Source organism: Niallia oryzisoli (genome assembly GCF_036670025.1).
GTDB classification, from domain to species: Bacteria; Bacillota; Bacilli; order Bacillales; family Cytobacillaceae; genus Bacillus_BD; species Bacillus_BD oryzisoli.
This window is the reverse complement of the sequence record NZ_CP137640.1, coordinates 362,702-384,482: the sequence shown is the minus strand read 5'-3', so window position 1 is coordinate 384,482 and position 21,781 is coordinate 362,702. Positions and strand designations below refer to the sequence as shown.

17 protein-coding genes and 2 riboswitches are annotated in these 21,781 nt (G+C 39.4%); of the genes, 3 read left to right on the top strand and 14 right to left on the bottom strand.

Annotation, left to right across the window (positions count from 1 at the left end):
• Positions 1-10: 10 nt before the first annotated feature.
• The 3 genes from R4Z09_RS01900 to R4Z09_RS01890 all read left to right on the top strand — a co-directional run bounded on the left by R4Z09_RS01900 (position 11) and on the right by R4Z09_RS01890 (position 5,651).
• The gene (locus tag R4Z09_RS01900; protein ID WP_338450732.1) at positions 11-475 is read left to right on the top strand and encodes a nucleoside deaminase; all 465 of its coding nucleotides are present in this window, start codon (positions 11-13) and stop codon (positions 473-475) included.
• Between the two features lie 76 nt (positions 476-551).
• The gene (gene ade / locus R4Z09_RS01895; protein WP_338450731.1) at positions 552-2,291 is read left to right on the top strand and encodes an adenine deaminase; all 1,740 of its coding nucleotides are present in this window, start codon (positions 552-554) and stop codon (positions 2,289-2,291) included.
• Positions 2,292-2,615: 324 nt separating this feature from the next.
• Positions 2,616-5,651, top strand: a complete 3,036-nt coding sequence (locus tag R4Z09_RS01890; protein ID WP_338450730.1) for an efflux RND transporter permease subunit — start codon at positions 2,616-2,618, stop codon at positions 5,649-5,651.
• 501 nt (positions 5,652-6,152) lie between these two features.
• Here the strand turns inward: R4Z09_RS01890 and R4Z09_RS01885 are convergent.
• The 14 genes from R4Z09_RS01885 to proC form a co-directional block, all read right to left on the bottom strand.
• On the bottom strand, positions 6,153-6,989 hold the full coding sequence (locus R4Z09_RS01885; RefSeq protein ID WP_338453179.1) for a biotin/lipoate A/B protein ligase family protein: 837 nt from the start codon (positions 6,987-6,989) through the stop codon (positions 6,153-6,155).
• Positions 6,990-7,163: 174 nt separating this feature from the next.
• Positions 7,164-8,033, bottom strand: a complete 870-nt coding sequence (gene purU / locus R4Z09_RS01880) for a formyltetrahydrofolate deformylase (protein ID WP_338450729.1) — start codon at positions 8,031-8,033, stop codon at positions 7,164-7,166.
• Positions 8,034-8,178: 145 nt separating this feature from the next.
• Complete coding sequence (lpdA, locus tag R4Z09_RS01875; protein WP_338450728.1) at positions 8,179-9,579, bottom strand: dihydrolipoyl dehydrogenase; 1,401 nt, start codon at positions 9,577-9,579, stop codon at positions 8,179-8,181.
• 117 nt (positions 9,580-9,696) lie between these two features.
• Complete coding sequence (locus tag R4Z09_RS01870; RefSeq protein ID WP_338450727.1) at positions 9,697-10,035, bottom strand: iron-sulfur cluster biosynthesis family protein; 339 nt, start codon at positions 10,033-10,035, stop codon at positions 9,697-9,699.
• A 2-nt stretch (positions 10,036-10,037) separates the two neighbouring features.
• On the bottom strand, positions 10,038-10,916 hold the full coding sequence (gene lipA / locus R4Z09_RS01865; RefSeq protein ID WP_338450726.1) for a lipoyl synthase: 879 nt from the start codon (positions 10,914-10,916) through the stop codon (positions 10,038-10,040).
• 178 nt (positions 10,917-11,094) lie between these two features.
• Positions 11,095-12,582, bottom strand: coding sequence for an aminomethyl-transferring glycine dehydrogenase subunit GcvPB (gene gcvPB / locus R4Z09_RS01860; RefSeq protein WP_338450725.1), 1,488 nt, complete (start codon positions 12,580-12,582; stop codon positions 11,095-11,097).
• Positions 12,575-13,927, bottom strand: a complete 1,353-nt coding sequence (gene gcvPA, locus R4Z09_RS01855; protein ID WP_338450724.1) for an aminomethyl-transferring glycine dehydrogenase subunit GcvPA — start codon at positions 13,925-13,927, stop codon at positions 12,575-12,577. The genes gcvPB and gcvPA overlap by 8 nt, the downstream gene beginning before the upstream one ends.
• Before the next feature lies 1 nt (position 13,928).
• Positions 13,929-14,324, bottom strand: a complete 396-nt coding sequence (gene gcvH / locus R4Z09_RS01850) for a glycine cleavage system protein GcvH (protein ID WP_338450723.1) — start codon at positions 14,322-14,324, stop codon at positions 13,929-13,931.
• 160 nt (positions 14,325-14,484) lie between these two features.
• Positions 14,485-15,597 (bottom strand): glycine cleavage system aminomethyltransferase GcvT, encoded by a 1,113-nt coding sequence (gcvT, locus tag R4Z09_RS01845; protein WP_338450722.1) that lies wholly within the window; start codon positions 15,595-15,597, stop codon positions 14,485-14,487.
• 14 nt (positions 15,598-15,611) lie between these two features.
• The gene (gene sdaAA, locus R4Z09_RS01840; RefSeq protein WP_338450721.1) at positions 15,612-16,493 is read right to left on the bottom strand and encodes an L-serine ammonia-lyase, iron-sulfur-dependent, subunit alpha; all 882 of its coding nucleotides are present in this window, start codon (positions 16,491-16,493) and stop codon (positions 15,612-15,614) included.
• Positions 16,493-17,005 (bottom strand): serine dehydratase beta chain, encoded by a 513-nt coding sequence (locus R4Z09_RS01835; RefSeq protein WP_338450720.1) that lies wholly within the window; start codon positions 17,003-17,005, stop codon positions 16,493-16,495. The genes sdaAA and R4Z09_RS01835 overlap by 1 nt, the downstream gene beginning before the upstream one ends.
• Positions 17,006-17,019: 14 nt before the next feature.
• On the bottom strand, positions 17,020-18,270 hold the full coding sequence (gene glyA, locus R4Z09_RS01830; protein WP_338450719.1) for a serine hydroxymethyltransferase: 1,251 nt from the start codon (positions 18,268-18,270) through the stop codon (positions 17,020-17,022).
• Between the two features lie 171 nt (positions 18,271-18,441).
• A riboswitch (glycine riboswitch) is annotated at positions 18,442-18,540 on the bottom strand.
• A gap of 259 nt (positions 18,541-18,799) precedes the next feature.
• On the bottom strand, positions 18,800-20,188 hold the full coding sequence (locus R4Z09_RS01825) for an amino acid permease (RefSeq protein WP_338450718.1): 1,389 nt from the start codon (positions 20,186-20,188) through the stop codon (positions 18,800-18,802).
• Between the two features lie 339 nt (positions 20,189-20,527).
• A riboswitch (glycine riboswitch) is annotated at positions 20,528-20,631 on the bottom strand.
• 285 nt (positions 20,632-20,916) lie between these two features.
• Positions 20,917-21,714 carry a pyrroline-5-carboxylate reductase gene (proC, locus tag R4Z09_RS01820; protein WP_338450717.1) on the bottom strand — a complete coding sequence of 266 codons (798 nt, stop codon included), beginning with the start codon at positions 21,712-21,714 and terminating at the stop codon, positions 20,917-20,919.
• Positions 21,715-21,781: the final 67 nt, after the last annotated feature.

The window sequence follows — 21,781 nt, the reverse complement described above, 5'->3', positions numbered from 1 at the left end:
GTGATGGTGCATGGAAAATTACATGAGAAAGGCATTGGATGCTGCTCTAGATAATGTTTCTGGAAATAACGGAGGACCTTTTGGAGCGATAGTTGTGAAAAACGGAACGGTCATCGCAGTTGGAAGAAACCAAGTAACCGCATTAAATGATCCTACTGCCCATGCCGAGGTACAGGCTATTCGAGAGGCTTGTCAATTTCTTCAGTCCTTTCAGCTTGATGATTGTGAAATCTATACAAGCTGTGAGCCGTGTCCAATGTGTCTGGGAGCAATCTTTTGGGCAAGACCGAAAGCCGTTTACTATGCCTGTACAAAAGAGGATGCGGCAATGGCAGGCTTTGATGATCATTTTATCTATGAACAGATTGCCCTGCCCCCTGAACAACGCTCAATTGAGATGAAACAAATTGTTCTGAAAAATGCAGATCTGCCTTTTCAAACTTGGACGGCATCAAAAAATAAAATTTCTTATTAGCAAATGGTATTAAAATGTCATTGTTTTAGGAATTTTATTATTAGTCCTATCATGAATATGAGATGAGGTAGATAAAATGGACAGTGGTATGCTAACCAGAAGAATAAAAGTTGCTGCCGGTGAAGAATTAGCAGATCTTGTGATCATAAATGGAAAAATCATTGATGTATTTAATGGAGAAATAATTAAAGGTGATATTGCCATTGTCGATGGACATTTTGCTGGAATCGGTGCATATAAAGGCAAAGAGATCATTGATGCAAAAGGCTCTTATATCTCCCCTAGCTTTATAGAGGGTCATGTTCATATAGAATCCTCCATGGTTTCTCCACCTGAGTTCGCAAAGGTTCTTCTATTACACGGAGTCACAACCATTATTAATGACCCGCATGAAATCGCCAATGTCACAGGTGTCAAAGGCATACAATATATGCTGGATTCCAGCGAAGGTCTGCCGGTAGATATTCTCTTTATGCTCCCTTCCTGTGTACCGGCTGCCCCATTTGAACATGCCGGTGCAGTCCTTACGATTAAAGACCTTAAGCCCTTTTTCCAGCATCCAAGAGTATTGGGATTAGCTGAAGTGATGAATTATCCGGCTGTTCGGGATTGTGAAGAAACGATGATCAATAAATTGCTTGAAACCTCCAAGGCAGGGAAGAAAATTGACGGTCATGCGGCAGGGCTCACCGCATCTAGCTTAAACTTCTATATGTCTGCCGGGATTCGAACAGATCACGAATGTACGACAGTTGAAGAGGCAAAAGCAAGACTGCAAAAAGGGATGTATGTCATGATCCGTGAAGGAACGGTCGCAAAGAATTTACGCAGCCTGATTGGCGTTGTAACGGAACGGAATTCACGGCGCTGCCTTTTCGTCACGGATGATAAGCATTTGGATGATTTGATTGAGGAAGGAAGCATTGACTATAACGTGCACTTAGCCATTCAAGAAGGAATTGAGCCAATTACAGCCATTCAAATGGCAACGATTAATACTGCAGAATGTTTTGGCTTAAGTGATAAAGGAGCCATTGCCCCAGGCTATAAAGCCGATTTTCTAATGATTGAAGATTTGGATTGTTTAACCATTACACAGGTGTTTAAAGACGGTCAAACCGTAATGGACAATGGAGCATTAAAGGGGTTTGCTGAGACTTCGCTAGAAGCACCGGAAGAATTAAGGCAAACAGTCTTCTTCCATGACCTGAATACAGAGAAGCTGTCTATCCCGCTAAAACAAACAAAAGCGAACATGATTGAAATCATTCCGAATAGTCTTCTAACAAAGCATACAGTTGAAGATGTTGATATCAATGAAGCTGGATTTTTCCAGCCATCGATTGTGAAGGATCAGCTTAAACTTGCTGTTATTGAAAGACATAAGCTGACAAAACTTGTTGGGGTTGGGATTGTTAAAGGTTTGGGACTAAAAGCAGGTGCTATTGCAACCACTGTCGCCCATGATTCGCACAACCTTATTGTCTGCGGAACCAATGACAGCGATATTCTTTTTGCCGCTCAGGAAATAAAGAACATGCAAGGAGGATTAGTTGTTGTAAAAGACGGTGAAATCCTTGCCTCTCTAAAACTTCCTATTGCGGGATTAATCTCACTAGGAACTTACGAGGAAGTTTATAGGGAGCTGCAGGAGCTGAAACAAGCCTTAAAAAGGCTGGGGGTAAGCGACCATTTTAACCCATTTTTAACATTGTCCTTCCTCGCCTTACCAGTTATTCCAGAGCTAAAGCTGACTGTTAACGGACTATTTAGCGTAGGTCGTTTTAAGCATATTGAGACAGAAGTTGATTCATAGCTATATATTTGTTTAAAACGGAGGGGCTTCCCTCCTTTTTTCTGCAAACATCCTTTTCTATTCCTCAAAAATAGGAACTATAGGTCGAATATTGTTTCACATGAAACATTTTTTGACAGTATTCTTTATAAATCAGCATTCCTCATCATCCACAAAGTTCTTTCTTTCGACCCCATATGAACACCAATTAAAGGAAATAATCAAGTTAATTATTTTAAAAGTTTTGTAATATTTTCCTATATATTTCCAGATTTCTGCCTCCTTCGCAAGAGAAGTGTGATACATTTACGACGTTATGAATTAATCTTAAGGAGGAATTATTTCGTGTCATTCTTTACAAAATGGGCTTTTAAAAATAAAGCCGCTGTTGCCTTAATGACAATACTGATATTAATTAGTGGTATTGTCAGCTATTTTAAACTGCCAATGGAGTTTTTGCCTTCCGCCGATAATCCACAAGTTACGATTATTACGATGGGACAAGGTACTGATTCTAAAACAATGGAAACAGAGGTAACCTCTCCTATTGAAAGATCCGTAACCGGTATTAATGGAAAAACATCTGTTACCTCCACAACCGGAGATGGTTTTTCAAAAGTAGATTTATTCTTCGAGGCCGGCTCTGATATGAAACAGGCTAAACTAGATGTTCAAGAAGCCTTGGACAACGTCACCTTACCGCCCTACATATCAAAACCAACTGTTTCACAGCTCAATACCTCTATGATCCCCATCGTAAACATAGCTGTGACATTTCCTGATGGCATGACAACTGAAAATATGGAATTTGCCCAAGAAAAACTGAAACCCCTATATCAAGAAATTGAAGGAGTTTCAAGTGTAAGTGTGTTTGGAATCACTGATTCTGTCATCTCTGTAAAAATTGATAATGAAAAATTAGCCGAAAACCAGATTCCGCTTCAGGCCGTTTTGGGTATCCTCCAAGGACAGAACACAGCCCTGTCTGTCGGTGAAAAAATCATTGATGGGAAAACAAGTAATATTAAAGTAATTGGAGATATCACAGGCATTGATAAATTAAAGAGCTTAACCTTAGCTCCCAATATTACCTTAGGACAAATAGCCTCTATAGAAGAAACAACTAACTCTAATTCTATCAGCCGTTTTAATGGAAAAGAGAGCTTAGACATCAGTATCACAAAAGAAAGCAATTCCAATGCTGTAGCAATAAGCAGAGAAGTTGAGAAAGTAACAAAGGAAATTAATGAAAAGTATGACCAGCAGGAATCCACAATTTATGTGTCGTCAGCAGAAATGGTTGAGACCTCTGTGGTTACAATGGTGAAAGAAGTGCTGCTTGGCGCCCTATTCGCAACCATTGTCATCATGGTCTTTTTGAGAAATATTCGTTCTACCTTTATTACGATTATTTCTATCCCGCTTTCACTATGTGTAACCTTGCTTTTACTGTCATGGTCCGGTGTTACTTTAAATATTTTAACGCTTGGCGGAGTTGCCGTTGCAGTTGGACGTCTTGTCGACGATAGTATTGTTGTGATTGAAAATATTTTCCGTAAAATGCAAACAGAGAAATTCTCTGTTCAAATGGTCGTTGAAGCAACCAAGGAAGTGGGAGCAGCCATAACAGCATCTACGTTAACAACTGTTGCTGTTTTCTTACCAATGAGTCTTTTAAACGGCGGGCTGCAGGAGTTTCTTTTACCATTCGCTTTAACCGTTACTTATTCCTTGCTCGCCTCCTTGCTTGTGGCGTTGACTGTTGTACCAATAATGAGTGCAGGATTACTTAAGCACACAAAGCTGCCAGAACATAAACCTGCTATTCGTTTTCCTAAATTGGTTACCTGGTCTTTAAATCATAAATGGATTGTGTTTACCATTTCGATTTTACTTTTTGCCGGATCCATTGGGACTTATTTTGCCATTCCAAAAGGAGCGGTTGATAACTCATCAGCAGACTATGTCTATGCCACCCTTAGTTATCCAAATGATACACCAATTGAAACAGTGAAGGAAAAGGCAATTCAACTTGAAACATCCATTCGCGGTATGGAAGAGGTAAAAGAAATGTTTACTCAAGTAGGATCTTCTGCCGAGTCCGCCCAATTTGGCTGGGTAGGGTCAGCAACAGAAGCAAGCTTTAGTATTCTATTAAAGGACAAAGATGACACAGATAATATATTAAACGAAGTGGAAAAGAAAAAGGAGCTTTACCCTGAAGCAAAGCTTTCGGTATCCTCTGCCTCCTTTATGATGGGCTCCGGAAGCGGCGCAAATGTGACCATCGATGTAATTGGTGATAATATCGCAGATCTTGAAAAAACAGCTGGCCTGATTAAAGACAAAGTAGAAAAAATCGATGGGGTTGAGAAAGTAACATCCAACCAAGATGAAAAGAAAACAGTTTATTCGTTAACAGTTAATCCGACAAAAGGAAATACAGAGCAAATCGCACAGCAGATTGGTGTTATGCTAAATAAAACACCAATCGGAAGCATTCTCTTGGATGGAAAACAAACACCCGTCATCCTGGAGCCTCTTTTGGATACGAAAACACCAAATGATTTAGAAAATATTCCAGTTATGACTGATACAGGGTTGGTTCCAGTGTCATCGCTTGCTAATATGGAAATTGAAGAACGTTCAACAACCCAGTTTCATAAGGATGGGGAAACCTATCTGCAAGTGACAGCAGCAGTGGATCCTTCTAAGCTATCGGAAATTGCTGCAAAAATGAATACTGAAATTTTCGGAGATACGAAGGGTAATAATGGAATGACAATTCCTGAAAATGTAGAAGTTGTAGTCGGAGGAGCAAGCACACAGCAGACAGATGACTTCACAGATTTATTCCTTATCATGCTTGTCTCAATTGGGATTGTATTTTTAATTATGGTGATTACCTTTAAATCAATCAAAGCACCTATTGCGATTCTTTGCTCCCTTCCACTTGCAGCAATCGGAGCTGTACTTGGAATTGTTATTAGCGGAATCTCCGTTGATATTACAGCACTACTTGGAGCGTTAATGCTGATTGGTATTGTTGTAACCAATGCGATCGTTCTGTTAGATCGCGTTAGACAAAATGAACAAAAAATGATTATTCGCGATGCCATCGTTGAAGCAGCATCAACCAGAATGCGGCCGATTATTATGACTGCTGTTGCAACAATCTGTGCCATGCTTCCTCTATTATTCAAAGATGCTGAATCTGGCAGTCTGGTTTCTCAAAGCCTCGCAATCGTGGTCATCGGCGGGTTGGCAATGGCAACTCTTTTAACCTTGATTGTCATTCCTTGTGTTTATGAATTGTTGTATTTCAGAAAATCGAAGAAACAGCGGTTCACACATTCTGCTGATAGTGATGTAACTATTTGATGGGGTAAGGTAGTATTCTTGAAGGTGTTGTAGAGGTTGTTGACGGTGTTGTTGTCACAGTTGTTGACGGTGTTGTCGTTCAAGTATTAGATGTAGTTACCGATGGACTTGTTGGCGGTTTACTTGGCGGACTAACAGGCGGTACTGAAACAGTAACGATTAAAGCACAAATTACCGATGCACAAGGAAATAAAGGAGCAGAATCAAAAGAAGTCTACAAATTCCAGCTTACTGATGTAGTCGGTTTATAATTTGATCTAACGGAAAAAAAACAGAGAGTCAGCTCTCTGTTTTTTTGTAAAGAACATTTTACTTCATTTAGTCATCATCACAACAATAATAGCTGCTTATTTGTCCTCCAATATTTAGATCAATATGTATAATATCTCTGTTTCAACCAGAACCTTGGACAGGCTTGTCCCTTACCTAGAAGCTTATAAATTTGGAAAATTTGTAGAAGGTGGTCAAATATTGCATATATTTTATCTATATAGGTCAATTTCACCTTCTATAATTCCACTCATCGGAGGAATATTTATTTTTAGCTAATTGTTGTACATACCGTTCTTCTTCAGTTGTTAATACGTATGATTCTAACTCAACGTTTAAACCTAGCTCAAATCCTTTTTGAAATGCCTCTTTTACTTCCTTAAGTTCGATTGTTCGATTGGCAATCGCATTAATCGCCACCGCTTTTTCACGAAATGTACGCTGCATTTGTTCTTTCACCCGTTCGCTTGGGTATTTAAATATACTCAATACCTTGTCTTCATCTAAGTCAAGTAAGATGGAGCCATGCTGTAGGATGACACCTTTTTGACGTGTCTGAGCACTTCCGGCAATTTTCCTACCTTCTACGACAAGTTCATACCAGGACGGTACATCAAAACAATTAGAAGAGCGTGGTTTTTTTAAACTATTATTTTCTTCTTCCGTTTTCGGTACAGCAAAATAAGCATCTAGACCTAGTAGTTTAAAACCTTCAAGCAATCCTTGAGAAATAACACGGTATGCTTCAGTGACGTTCTTAGGCATCTCAGGATATTCCTCCGATACAATGACACTGTAGGTAAGCTCATGTCCATGCAGAACCCCACGTCCTCCAGTCAGGCGCCTAACAAAACCAAGGTTATGCTTTTTGAGCATAACGAAATCAATTTCTTTTTTCGCCTTTTGAAAATAACCAATAGACAGCGTATCAGGATTCCACCCATAAAAACGAATGGTCGGTGGGATTTTTCCCTGGCTATGCCAATCTAACAGAGCTTCATCAAGAGCCATATTATAGTAAGGATCACAATTTCCTGAATCAATAAATCTCCACTTTTCTGTCACTATCCTCATTCCTTATCCAATATTGTTATGGTTTGATCAACTTGGAATTTCCGTTCATCATACATATATAAAGATTACTCAAAAAAGCAGCCATGACCTTTTGGAAAAACTCTCGGCTGCTTTAGTATCTTTCGTTTTTATAATGAAAAAGCCAATCCTGCACGAGATGAAATCAACTCATGTAAAAACAATCGTTTTATTACCATGGACAAGTACTTTATCTTCAACATGCCAGGAAACAGCTTCGGCAAGGACCCTTCTTTCCACGTGACGACCAGCCGTCTTTAAGCCCTCTGCTGTATATCGATGATTGATCCGCTGCACATCTTGTTCAATAATCGGTCCTTCATCAAGATCATTAGTTACATAATGTGCAGTAGCCCCAATTAACTTTACCCCTCTGTTAAATGCTCTCACATAAGGGTTTGCTCCAACAAATGCTGGTAAGAAAGAATGATGAATGTTAATGATTTTATTTGGATACTTAGAAATAAAATTTGGGGAAAGAATTTGCATATATCTTGCTAGAACAATAAAGTCTACTTTGCCTTTTAATAGTTCTAATGTTTTCTGCTCGGCTTGTTCCTTCGTTTCTTTAGATATCGGAATATGATAAAAAGGGATTCCATAACTCTCTACTTCTTCTTTTAAATCAGGATGGTTACTGATCACCAAAGGAATATCCACTTGAATTTCATTCGATTTCCACCGCCAAATAAGCTCCATAAGGCAGTGGTCTGCTTTTGAAACAAATATGGCCATTCTCTTTCTTTTTTCACTGCTGCTCAACTGCCAATCTAAAGAAAAATCCCGCGCCAATACATGCAGATCTTGCTCAAGTTTTTCAAACGAAGAAGCAAAGTTTTCTAAATCAAACTCAATCCGCATGAAAAATACACCGGCCTGCGGATCAGTTGTATGCTGATCAAAATGTACAACATTAGCTTTGTGCTCTAATAAAAAGTTAGTTACAATTGAGATAATACCTGGTTTTTCTGGACAAGAAATTAATAATGTTGCACGGTTATTATATACTTTTGTAAGCAACGCTCTTCCTCCATCCCTTCGGCTGTACTTAAAATGTCTCAATAAGGAGATATCTATTAAATAAAACGTGTATCATAAGATCTAGTTTTTATTAAAAATGATATTGATAGATAGCCTATATCGAATTCCGCACTCTTAGAATCTTCTAAGCATGGATCTCCCTGCCGTCAACTGCTAATGCTGCCTCACCAATTGCTTCAGTTAATGTTGGATGAGGATGAATAGTATGGGCAATATCCATAGCAGTTGCTTCTAAGACTTGGGCAAGTGCAGCTTCTGTAATCATATCGGTTACATGCGGCCCAACCATATGTGTACCTAACAGCTTATTCGTTCCTTCTTCAACAACAAGTTTAACAAACCCATCGGATTCACCAAATACAAGTGCCTTTCCGATTGCACGGAATGAGAATTTACCAATTTTTATCTTATATCCTTTCTCCTTTGCTTGTTCTTCGGTTAAACCGACACTCGCTACTTCTGGACTGCAATATACACACTTAGATACAAGCGTATAATCAAGCGGTGAAGGGCTTAAACCTGCGATATGTTCAATAGCGATGATTCCTTCGTGTGAAGCAACATGGGCAAGCTGCAATCCGCCAATTACGTCTCCGATTGCATAAATACCCGGTTCTGTTGTTTGATAAAACTCATTTGTGTATATACTGCCGCGGTTCAATTCGATCGGCATACCCTCAAGGCCGATTCCTTCGATATTTGACGCACGACCAACAGATACTAATAGTTTCTCTGCAGAAAATAGGACTTCTTTCTCTCTATGCTCTGCCTTAATCGAAACACCGTCTCCCTTTTCTATCGTTTCTGGCAGCACCTTTGCTCCAGTTACGATTTTTACACCTTTTTTCTTCATTAAGCGCTGAATCTCTTTTGAAATATCTTTATCTTCAGTCGGTAAAATTCGATCAGCATATTCAATCACCGTTACTGCGACACCAAAATCAACAAGTAACGATGCCCATTCCATACCAATGACACCGCCTCCAACAATAATGATTGATTTTGGCAATTCTACCATTTGCAATGCTTCATCAGATGTCATTACATATTTACCATCTGCTTCAAGGCCTGGCAGTGTTCTTGGACGTGAACCCGTTGCAATGACAATATTTTTAGAAGCCAAGAGGACTTCTCGCTCTTCATTATTTAATTCGACTAAAATTTCTTTTGTATTTAAAATCTTTCCTTTACCCTCATATACGTCAATTTTCCCTTTTTTCATTAAATGCTGAACACCTTTAAATAAGCGGTCGGTGATTCCTTCTTTTCTAGCCTGTATTTTAGAGAAATCAAAGCCAACTTCATGTGCAATGACACCATATTCTTCTGCATTTTTTGTGTTAGCATATACTTCCGCACTTCTTAATAATGCCTTAGTAGGAATACACCCAGCATGCAGACAAGTACCACCGAGTTTTCCTTTTTCAACAATTGCAGCTTTTAAACCTAATTGAGATGCACGAATAGCGGCAACATATCCGCCTGTCCCGCCGCCAATGATGACAACATCATATTCTTTTATCATCTGATATCTCTCCTTTGTTTAATTTTGAAAAAGAAGATTTATATTACTAATAATAACGATAGGAAAACTTGGATATATGCACAAGACTCATGAAATGACCCCTCAACTCTTCCTAATCTATGATTCTTTTATTTCAATGGCACATGCACTTGAAACAAAACTTTCTCCAACGAGGAAGCCATGTTCATCGATAAAGTCAATTTGCGTAACCTCATCTAAATAGCGTTTAGTAAAGCGGTCTATATGAATTTGAATTCCACTATATTCAATAACGATATCGTTTCGGCGGGGTTCATCAAAAATAAGTGTAAATTTAACAGACACTCCGCATCCACCAGCTATTTGAGCGTCGATTCGAGGAGATTGTTCTTCCTTCAACTCTATTTCTTTTAACTTATTTAATGCTGCCTCCGTCATTGTAATAACCAGCTGAATCCTCTCCTCCTGCCACTGCATGATTACACATTCGCTTTTGCTGCCTGGACCTGTTCATCAGCATGATAAGAAGAGCGAACAAGCGGTCCGGCTTCACAGTGGCTAAATCCTTTTGACAATGCAATTTCTTTTAATTCTTTAAATTCCTGCGGACTCCAATATTTTTGTACTTTTAAATGGCGTTTCGTTGGCTGCAAATATTGACCAATAGTTATAATATCCACATTGTTAGCGCGAAGATCATCCATTGTTTCTATGATTTCTTCTTTTGTTTCCCCAAGACCAATCATAATGCTTGATTTCGTTGGAATATTGGAATTCATTTGTTTTGCCCGTCTCAAAAACTCAAGGGAACGTTCATAGGTTGCACGTGCACGAACTGTCGGTGATAAACGTCTCACAGTTTCAATGTTGTGATTTAAAATGTCAGGGCTCGCATCCATTAATGATTTTAAGTTGTCATATTCCCCACCCATATCGGATGGAAGGACTTCAATGCTGCAAAACGGATTGCGGCCCCTCACTGCCCGTACCGTCTCCGCAAAAACTCCAGCTCCCCCGTCTTTTAGATCATCGCGGGCAACAGCCGTAATCACGACGTGCTTTAAGCCCATTTGCTCCACTGATTCCGCCACACGTTCCGGCTCTTTCCAGTCAAGCTCTGTTGGGAGTCCTGTTTGAACCGCACAGAATCGACAGGAACGAGTGCATACACTTCCTAAAATCATAAAGGTTGCTGTTTTTCGTACAGCCCAGCATTCATGAATGTTGGGACATTTCGCTTCTTCACAGACCGTATGAAGCTTTTTTTCACGCATCATTTTTTTTAGGCCAGTATACTCTTCATTGGTATTTAATTTGATTTTAAGCCACTCTGGTTTACGGGCATACTCCCTAGTCATATCATTCTCTCCTATAACCGAACATAAGATTGGCTAAAATAAGCCATAATTACTATAGCTATATCCAATATTAAGTTAAATGTTTTTGAAACTGCCAAGAATAAACTGGTGAAAAGATTTATCTTCTCTCCCTTCATTCCTGGCATTGTTTTTTCATCATTAAAATTAATCTCATGTACTAAGCTTTTACTGTTTCTTTTTCCTGCTTAGCTTCTTCTTTTGTATAACGTAAAATTGGTTGTCTCGCTGCTTGAACTTCATCCAATCGGCCAATCACCGTTGTATGCGGTGCATCTAGAACGATTCCTGGGTTTTCTTCCACTTCCTTGGCAATTTGAATCATTACATCGGCAAAAGCATCCATTGTTTCTTTTGACTCTGTTTCAGTCGGTTCAATCATTAAACATTCTTCAACATTTAATGGGAAGTAGATTGTTGGCGGATGGTACCCAAAATCTAACAGGCGTTTTGCCATATCAAGTGTCCGGACACCAAGTTTTTTCTGTCTAGAACCTGATAATACAAATTCATGCTTACAAATTTGTGAATATGGTGCTTCAAAATAGGGCTCAAGCTTTTTACGAAGGTAGTTCGCATGAAGAACAGCCCCTTCAGAAACTTCACGTAGGCCAACATTTCCCATTGTACGAATATAAGTGTATGCACGAACGTTAATACCAAAGTTTCCATAATAGCCTTTAACACGTCCAATGGACAATGGATAATTTCTATTTAGTACAAATTTGTCGCCATCTTTTTCAATACGTGGTACTGGTAAATGAGGAATTAAGATCTCCTTAACCCCAACTGGGCCTGAACCTGGGCCTCCACCACCGTGTGGACCTGTGAAAGTTTTATGAAGATTTAAATGCACAACATCAAAGCCCATGTCTCCTGGAGTTGTTTTTCCTAAAATCGCATTAGAGTTTGCTCCATCATAGTAAAGTAATCCGCCTGCTTCATGAACTACTTCAGCGATTTCTTTAATTTCCTTTTCAAATAACCCAAGTGTATTCGGGTTTGTTAACATTAATGCAGCTGTATCACTGTCTACATGCTTCTTTAATTCGTCTAAGTCAACTAATCCATTCTCGTTTGATGGAATTGTTACTGTATTATAACCAGCAACACTTGCACTAGCAGGGTTTGTACCGTGCGCAGAGTCCGGTACAAGTACTTTCGTTCTAGTTTCTCCTTTTTGCTCATGGTAGGCTCTGACCATCATTAACCCAGTCCACTCCCCTTGAGCACCTGCAGAAGGTTGTAGTGTTACTGCATCCATACCAGTGATAACAGCTAGTTCTTCTTGTAGATTATATAATAATTCTAAAGCGCCCTGGACTGTTTCAGCTGGTTGATATGGATGAATACGGCTAAATCCTGGAATACGTGCCACAACCTCGTTCACTTTTGGATTGTATTTCATTGTACAAGATCCAAGTGGATAGAATCCATTATCGATCCCGTGGTTTTTATTAGATAGTGCTGTATAGTGACGAACAAGATCAAGTTCAGCTACTTCAGGAAGCTCTGCTTCTTCATCACGAATTAAATGTTTTGGAAATTTATCTTCTAAGTTAATGCTATCAACGTCACTTTTCGGTAGGCTATAACTTACACGACCGGGACGACTGATTTCAAAAATTAAATCATTATATTCAGTCATTTACAACCGCCTCCAATGCTTCTACAAATTGGTCAATCTCTTCTTTTGTACGTTGTTCGGTTACGGCAACCAGCATCTGATTGTCAAATCCATAATCAATTCCTAAGTCATATCCGCCAATAAAACCAGATTCTAATAGTTTAGTATTAACTTCTTTGACCGGGCGTGGAAGTTCCACAACGAATTCATTGAAGAATGCTGATTTGTTTAACACGTTAAAACCTTTCTTTTGAAGAGACTTAGCCATGTAATCTGCTTTCTCAACATTTTGTTGTGCCATTTCACGGATTCCTTGCTTTCCAAGTGCTGACATACAAATAGAAGAAGCAAGAGCATTTAGGGCTTGGTTTGAACAAATATTAGATGTCGCTTTATCACGGCGAATATGTTGTTCACGTGCTTGTAATGTTAAAACAAATCCTCTTTTTCCTGAATCATCATGAGTTTGACCAACGATACGTCCTGGAATTTTACGCATATATTTATTTTTAACAGCAAAGTAACCACAGTGTGGGCCACCGAAAGACATTGAAATACCAAGAGGCTGCATATCACCGACTACAATATCAGCTCCAAGCTTACCTGGTGATTGTAAAAGTGCTAATGCAAGCGGATTGGCACTTACAATGAACATGGCGCCGTTTTCTTCTGCAATTTTCTTAATTTCTGCTAAATCTTCAATAGACCCAAAGAAGTTTGGATATTGAACAATTACAGCTGCTGAATCTTTACGAATTTGAGATTTTAATTGTTCTAAGTCAGTCACATCAGAAGCAAGACTTACTTCTTGAACTCCATAGCCTTGTCCTTTTGCCACTGTATTTAAAATAGCACGTGATTCAGGATGAACCGCTTTTGAAATAAGCACTTTTGAACGTCTTGTAGAGGCAACTGCAAGCGATGCGGCTTCTGCAAGCGATGTAAAGCCGTCATACATAGATGAGTTGGCTAAATCCATTCCTGTTAATTCACTAACCATTGTTTGGAATTCAAAAATTGCTTGTAATTCCCCTTGGCTAATTTCCGGCTGATAAGGTGTATAAGCTGTATAAAACTCAGAACGTGAAATCATATGATCAACAACGCTCGGGATATAGTGGTCATATGTACCTGCACCTAAAAATGTAGCATATTGATCAGCATTTAAATTCTTCGCTGCAAGCTTATTCAATTTCTTCAAAAGAACTGGCTCTGGATCCGCTTCCGGAATATTTAACTCGCCTTGTAAGCGAAGTTCAGAGGGAATATCTTCAAATAACTCTTCAATTGAAGACATTCCTAAGAAATCGAGCATTTCCTTTTTATCTTGTTCTGTATCAGGAAGATATCTATAAGTATTTGTCATCTTATTCTTCTCCTTCACTAATAAATGCTTGGTACTCGTCCTCTTTTAATAGTGATTCTAATTCTTCTGGATTGGATAATTCCACTTCTACTAACCAGCCTGCTTCATATGGCTGCTCGTTAATCAATTGTGGTTCATCTTCTAACGTCTCATTTACACGAACAACTACACCTGATACAGGAGAGAAGAGGTCAGAAACGGCTTTTACTGACTCAACTGATCCCATCGTTTCATCCGCTGTTACTTCATCATCCACTACAGGGTTTTCAACAAAGACAATATCTCCTAATGCCTTTTGTGCATAATCAGAAATCCCAATTCGCACTCGATTTCCGTCTAATTGTAATACCCATTCATGTTCCTTGCTATATAGTAAGTTTGCTGTTGCATTTGTCATTGTTTTATCTTCCTCTCATTTTTTGATATATTTAAAAAAATTCGTATGGAGGGATTATTGATATAACATGCTAATCAATTGCCGCATGCCTGTCCAGTGACAGGTAATCCCTCCAATTAAAAAGAATCTTAATCTATAACTCTATTAATAATGTTTTGAATTAGCCCCTTTTATAGAAAGGTGTTTTTACAACAACTGCGTCAATCAGTTTATTACGAACTTCTACTTTTAGCTCTGTTCCCACTTTTGCATGTTCTGCCGATACTAGGGCAAGACCTAAGCCCTTCTTTAAAGACGGTGATTGTGTTCCTGAGGTAATGTAGCCAATTTCCTCTTCTTCAGCTGAGAACACTTTGTAACCGTGACGAGGAATTCCTCTTCCTGTTACTTCGATTCCTACGATTTTGCGTTGTAATCCTTCTTCTTTTTGCTTTGAAAGAGCTTCTTTTCCAATAAAGTCACTTTCTTTATTTGTTTTGACAGCAAAACCGATTCCGCCTTCAAGTGGGCCGATTTCGCTTGAAAGCTCTTGACCGTAAAGATTTAGACGAGCTTCAAAGCGAAGCGTATCACGTGCACCAAGTCCACATGGTTTTAAGCCATCCTCTTTACCGGCTTCAAGAAGTTTCTCCCAAAGGACCGCTACCTTATCGGATGCTAAATAAAGTTCAAAGCCGTCTTCTCCTGTGTAACCAGTACGGGATACAAGAATGTCAGTAACCCCAGCGACAGTAACATGTTGGGCAAAATGGAAAGAACCTACTTGGCTTAAGTCTGTCTCGGTTAACTTTTGTACAATAGCTTCTGCTCTTGGACCTTGGATTGCAAGCTGTGCCACTTCATTTGAAATATTTTGAAGCGTTACTTCACCTGTAACGTTCTGCTGCATCCATTCAAAATCTTTTTCAATGTTTGAAGCGTTAATAACAAGCAAGTACTTTTCATCCTCTAATTTATATACAAGTAAGTCATCGACAGTACCACCGTCTGGGTAACACATAGCTGAATATTGTGCTTGATTGATATTAACCTTTGTTACATCGTTTGTAACAAGATAATTGATATAGCTCTCTGCATCTTTCCCTTCAATGAGTACTTCACCCATATGGGATACATCAAAGAGTCCTGCAGCACTTCGAACAGCTTCATGCTCTTCCAAAATACTTGAAAACTGAACGGGAAGTTCCCAACCTCCAAAATCAATGACCTTTGCTCCAAATTTTTTATATGATTCAAAAAGCGGTGTTCGCTTTAACTTAGTTTCTACGCTCATTGTTGCACCTCCGATTAAGATTTCCTGCAAAATAATTCTTCTTTCACCCTTTTACCTGTCTCGGTCATCGCAAGGCCTCCAAGTGAAGTTTCTCTAAGAGTTCGCGGCATTTCTTTACCAACCTTGTACATTGCCTCAATGACTTCATCACACGGTATTCTACTCTCCACTCCGGCAAGGGATAGATCGGCAGCGGAAAAGGCTATTGATGTGCCAATCACATTTCGCTTAATGCAAGGTACTTCAACTAGTCCTGCAACCGGATCACAAACCAGGCCTAAAAGTGATTTCATCGCAATGGCTGTCGCATTTACAGCTTGCTGTGGTGTACCTCCTTTTAACTCTACAATGGTACCAGCTGCCATAGCCGTTGCCGACCCTACTTCTGCTTGACATCCACCTGCTGCTCCTGAAATGAAGGACCGATTAGCAATAACGTATCCTAGCATACTAGCTGTAAATAGGCCCATCACCAAATCTTTATACGAGTAGTTGTCATTCTTATAGAGCGAAAACAGTACGCCTGGCAAAATTCCGGCTGCACCAGCAGTTGGAGTAGCAACAATGACCCCCATTCGTGCATTGTTTTCAGATGTAGCTAACGAAAAGGTCATGGCATCTCCAATATAGCTACCTGAAAGGGCTTTACCTTGACTGATATAATCATGCAACTTTACGGCATCCCCACCGGAGATTCCACTTGGTGCTGTTGAGCCGTCAACCGTACCACTATCAACAGCTTCCTTCATTTTGATCAATCGCTCTTCCATCATACTGAGAATGGTTTCTTCGTCTCTTCCTGACTTTTCGACTTCCATCATCAACATGACTTCGCCGATGGTTTTTTGTTCTCTCTCACATACTTCAATCAATTCTTCCATGGAGCGAATTTCCATTATATAACCTCCGCCAGAACCTTCATGCTTTGCTGATACTCACTGACTAAGCTTGAAAAGTCATCACCTGTGCTAAGACGAATATCAACCATCTGATCGTCTATCATAAAGATTTTAGAAAGGCCGCCTCCAAGTGATACACCGCCGATCTTTACCTCGTCATCTCCACGTTTAACTGTCACGATCGTTGTATTAGGATGATCAAAATAAGAGCAGCTGTCTTCAAATTCAAAACGGTAGTTCAATCCATATTCTTCTGCACATTCCAAGGAATGCTTGATTCGGGAATCATCTGTATCCATCCCTAGTAATCCACCAAGCAGCGCTTTATCCGTTCCATGTCCCTGATACGTCTCAGCAAAGGAATCGTAAAAAACAATGTCAGCTGCTTCTGGGCATCCGCCTACCCATTCATGCATAAACTTGCCAATCGATACAACTCCAGCTGTATGCGAACTTGACGGGCCCACCATGATAGGACCAATAATGTCAAAACAACTTTGAAATTCCATGCTGTTGCCTCCTTTTATACATGAATTGGCTGTTGAAATAACGGATATGAATCACAAATGGTTTTCGTTGTTTCTTTTGCTTTTTCTAGAACGTCTTTGTCTCCTTTACTCTTAAGCACAGAAGCAATGACTTCTCCAATTTTCACCATTTCACCCTGCTTCATGCCACGAGTGGTTAAAGCAGCTGTTCCCATACGGATACCGCTTGTAACAAACGGGCTTTCAGGATCATATGGAATCGTGTTTTTATTGACGGTAATTCCTGCTTCTTCTAATAATTTCTCTGCTTCTTTTCCTGTCAGGTTCCATGGACGAAGATCTAAAAGGACAATATGATTATCAGTACCTCCAGAGACAAGCGTTGCGCCTTCTTTCTTTAAAGCTTCGCCAAGTGTTGCTGCATTTTGAATGATTTGTTGGGCATAAGCCTTAAAACTTGGCTGTAAAGCTTCATTAAAGGCAACTGCTTTGGCTGCAATGATGTGCATTAAAGGTCCACCTTGAATTCCAGGAAATACAGCTTTGTTAATAGCCTTAATGATTTCCTCATCATTTGTTAGTACAATCCCACCACGCGGTCCTCTTAATGTTTTATGCGTTGTACTTGTCACAACATCTGCATACGGGATTGGGGATGGATGAAGGCCAGCTGCAACTAGTCCAGCAATATGGGCCATATCCACCATGAATTTCGCTCCTACTTGATCGGCAATTTCTCTAAAACGAGCGAAGTCAATTTGTCTTGGGTAAGCACTTGCTCCTGCAATAATCAATTTTGGTCTTTCTTTTTTAGCAATCGCTTCTAGCTCGTCGTAATCAATTAATTGAGTATCTTCTTTTACACCATAGGACACGATCTCAAACCATTTTCCTGAAACGCTTACTGGGCTTCCATGGGTTAAGTGACCTCCTTGTGAAAGGTTCATCCCCATCACTTTATCACCAGGCTGAAGCAGTGCGAAAAATACAGCAAAATTCGCTTGTGCACCTGAGTGCGGCTGTACATTGGCATATTTAGCCCCGAATAACTTCGTTAGACGTTCAATAGCTGCTTGTTCTGCTACATCTACAAACTCGCATCCTCCATAGTAGCGCTTTCCTGGATAGCCTTCTGCATATTTATTTGTCATCACACTGCCCATTGCTTCTAGAACATCTTCGCTTACGAAGTTTTCTGATGCAATTAACTCTAATGTTGTATGTTGGCGTTTTTTTTCCTTCTCAATGGCTTCAAAAATCGTTATATCGTTATTTTGTAAACTCATCCGTACCACTCCTTTAAACTTTCTTTTATAAACTACCGTTTTTATGTTTAAGTATCTAGATATACTTAAACCATTTTTCCTTCCACCGATCCTTCCTTTTTTGGAAAGCTTTGATGAATATTCATACCCGTCTTTTCCGAACACAAAAAGGACAGAGAAGGGTAGCGTATGCTTCCCTTCTCTGTCCTTTTACCTGAGAGTTTAACTCCATTATCAATGAAGCCTTCCCCTTTGGTGGTGTTTTATAACACTCTCTCCAGAGTTGCGTCCCATTGTGGTTCCTTCTACCTGAGAGATTTGTTCCAAGGGTCTTTTTGGAACTTGCTCCTTCGGTGGCTTATCCTATCGCGCTCTCCCACAACCGTCATCCGCTCATATTTAATTTTTATTATTTTTAGAATAATCAGTATTTAATAAAATGTCAATCTTTTTTATTCGTGTTAACTGATCTTTTTTTAAACTCTAATTTTATCAATATCAGATTACGGTCTTCCAGATAACTTACAACTGCTTGTTTCAACTTATTATTCTAATTTTCCGCCACCTTTTCTTGACTTTCCTGATCTTCATGATTCACATTTGTTTTCCGCGTCTTATAAATCGCAACCAGCAAAATAAACCAAACAGGAGTAACGAATAAGGCAACTCGAGTATCCTCTGCAATGGCAAGTACGACAAGCACAAACGCCAGGAAAGCAAGGATTAAGTAATTGGAAAATGGATAAAGCGGCATTTTAAATTTGTTTACCTTAGCTAGATCCGGTCTTGTTCTGCGGTATTTCAGATGGCTGACAACCGTAATTCCCCAAATAAAGATAAAACATACTGTAGAAATACTTGTAATCAGTGTAAATACGCCCTCTGGTATTAAATAGTTCAAAACAACCGAAATTAAGATGACCGCAGATGAAAAGAACAATGCATTAGTAGGTACTTTACGGGCATTAAGCCTTGCAAATTTTTCATTTGCATACTTCTCTTTGCCAAGTGAATATACCATCCGGCTAGTACTGAAGATGGCGCTGTTACATGCCGAAGCCGCAGATGTTAGAACGACAAAGTTAACAATACCAGCAGCCGCAGCGATACCTACAGCTACAAAGACTTGAACGAATGGACTTTCCGTTGGAACAATTGCGTTCCATGGATATACACTCATAATGACAATAAGTGCGCCAATGTAGAAAATCAAAACACGAATAGGAATGCTATTAATTGCTTTTGGTAACACTTTTTCCGGATTTTCAGTTTCACCTGCTGTAAGTCCTACAAGTTCAATACCAACAAACGCAAATACGACCATCTGGAATGCGAGAATAAAGCCATTTATTCCATTTGGAAACATACCGTCATAGCCCCATAGATTAGTGAAACTGGCTGCTCCTGAATCAGTTGAAAAGCCTTTAACAATCATAAAAATACCAATAACAATTAGTGATAAAATCGCGATGACTTTAATTAACGCGAACCAAAATTCCATTTCTCCAAAAAGTTTTACAGTCGCTAGGTTCATACATAATAAAATGACTAGCGCAATTAATCCTGGCATCCACTGCGGTACACTAGGAAACCAATATTGAGTATAGAGTCCAACTGCTGTTAAGTCAGCCATTGCGATGGAAATCCAGCAAAACCAATAAGTCCAGCCGGTTACAAATGCGGCCATATCACCTAAATAATCTCTAACGAAGTCAACAAAAGAATGATACTTCAAATTGCTTAAGAGTAGTTCTCCAAGTGCACGCATGATTAAAAAGCAAATGACACCTGTAATTAAATAAGCAAATAAAATCGATGGTCCTGCTAAATGAATAGATTTCCCAGCTCCAAGAAATAACCCTGTTCCGATTGCGCCACCAATAGCAATTAGTTGTACGTGTCTGTTTTTTAGACCTCTTTCCAATGTTTGTTCCTGCATACGATTCCCCTTTTCTACTTTTTTGAATTCAACTTATTACAACGCTAATGGTTATCAGTTAATTTTAAAAAGAGCGCTTACAATTCAATGGCATACATACTCAACAAGAAATTGGATCATCATAATTCTCCCTTTGACCTACTTTAAACAAATCTGAATGGAAATTGATAAGAAACCGAAAGCTTCAAAGCTAGTCTTTGTCCCCCCTTTTTTACTTAATCTTTCCTATCTTTCTCTAACAAAAAAGGACAGAGAAAAATAGGTGTTGTCCTATTTTTCTCTGTCCTTTTTACCTGAGAGTTTAACTCCTTTGGTGGCACATGGCGCTCTCCAGAGATGCGTCCTATTGTGGTCCCTTTTACCTGAGAGATTGATACCTAATTTTTTTAGGACTTGCTCCTTCGGTGCTAAACAATACGTTTAGTCTCTCCCACAATATTCATCCGCAAGCTATTCAACTAATTTACATACTAGTCTATAAAAAGGTTACTGTCAACAGAATTTTCAGAATTATCTATATTATTTCAGAATAACAATATAGATAGTGTTAAGTTATCAAAATAGTAACAAACGATTAACTAAAAGGACAAACAAAGTTTCATGTCACCAAATACCTTCTGAACCTAAAAAAGGATACTCACCTATGAGGTTCTGGTGCAAAAACTTCAATACAATTGCAATCAATCCGTGAACAGAATCGAAAAGCAAGATTTATTCAAGTGGAAACTTTATCCCTTCGTCTTATTCGTACAAGCCTTCATCGCTTCTAAAATAGCAGCTCGGAATTGGTTTTCCTCTAATGCTGCAACCGCTCGAATTGTAGATCCGCCCGGTGTACATACATCATCCTTTAAAGCACCTGGATGTTTTCCCGTCTCTAACACCATTTTTGCCGCACCGAGCATCGCCTGAGCAGCCATACGATAGGCCTGTGCACGAGGAATTCCATCACGTACGCCGCCATCTGCCAGTGCTTCGATGAACATATAAGCGTATGCTGGAGAAGAACCGCTAATAGCTGGGACTGCATCCATCAGATTCTCAGGTATAATCTCTGTCTTCCCAAAACTACTTAATAATTTATTAACATAATCTAAATCTTCTTCGGTTATACAGCTGTTAATGCTCATTGCCGTCATCCCTTCTCCCACCAATGACGGAGTATTCGGCATTGTCCGGACAACCTTTACCTTACGGCCGATTCCTTTTTCAATTTGTTCCATTGTTATTCCGGCTGCCATTGTGATGATCACAATATCTTCTTTCAAACTCCCGTTTATTTCAGCCAAGACTTTATTATGATCAGATGGATGGACGGCGAGAAACAGAATATCTGCCCATTCCGCTACCTCTTGATTTTGAAGACTGCCTTTTACCTCAAAGACTCTTTCCACTTCCATAAGAGTTGTTTCTCTGCTCGTACTTACCATTATACTTTCATTTGGCAAAATCTCAGCCTTCAGCATTCCTGCCATAATGGCCCGGCCCATTTTACCGCAGCCAATAAACCCGACTTTTTTATTCATCTGTTTCACATCCTATTCTCATTCAATCACTATTCACATCATAGCAAATACAGAAGGTGGAGAAAAT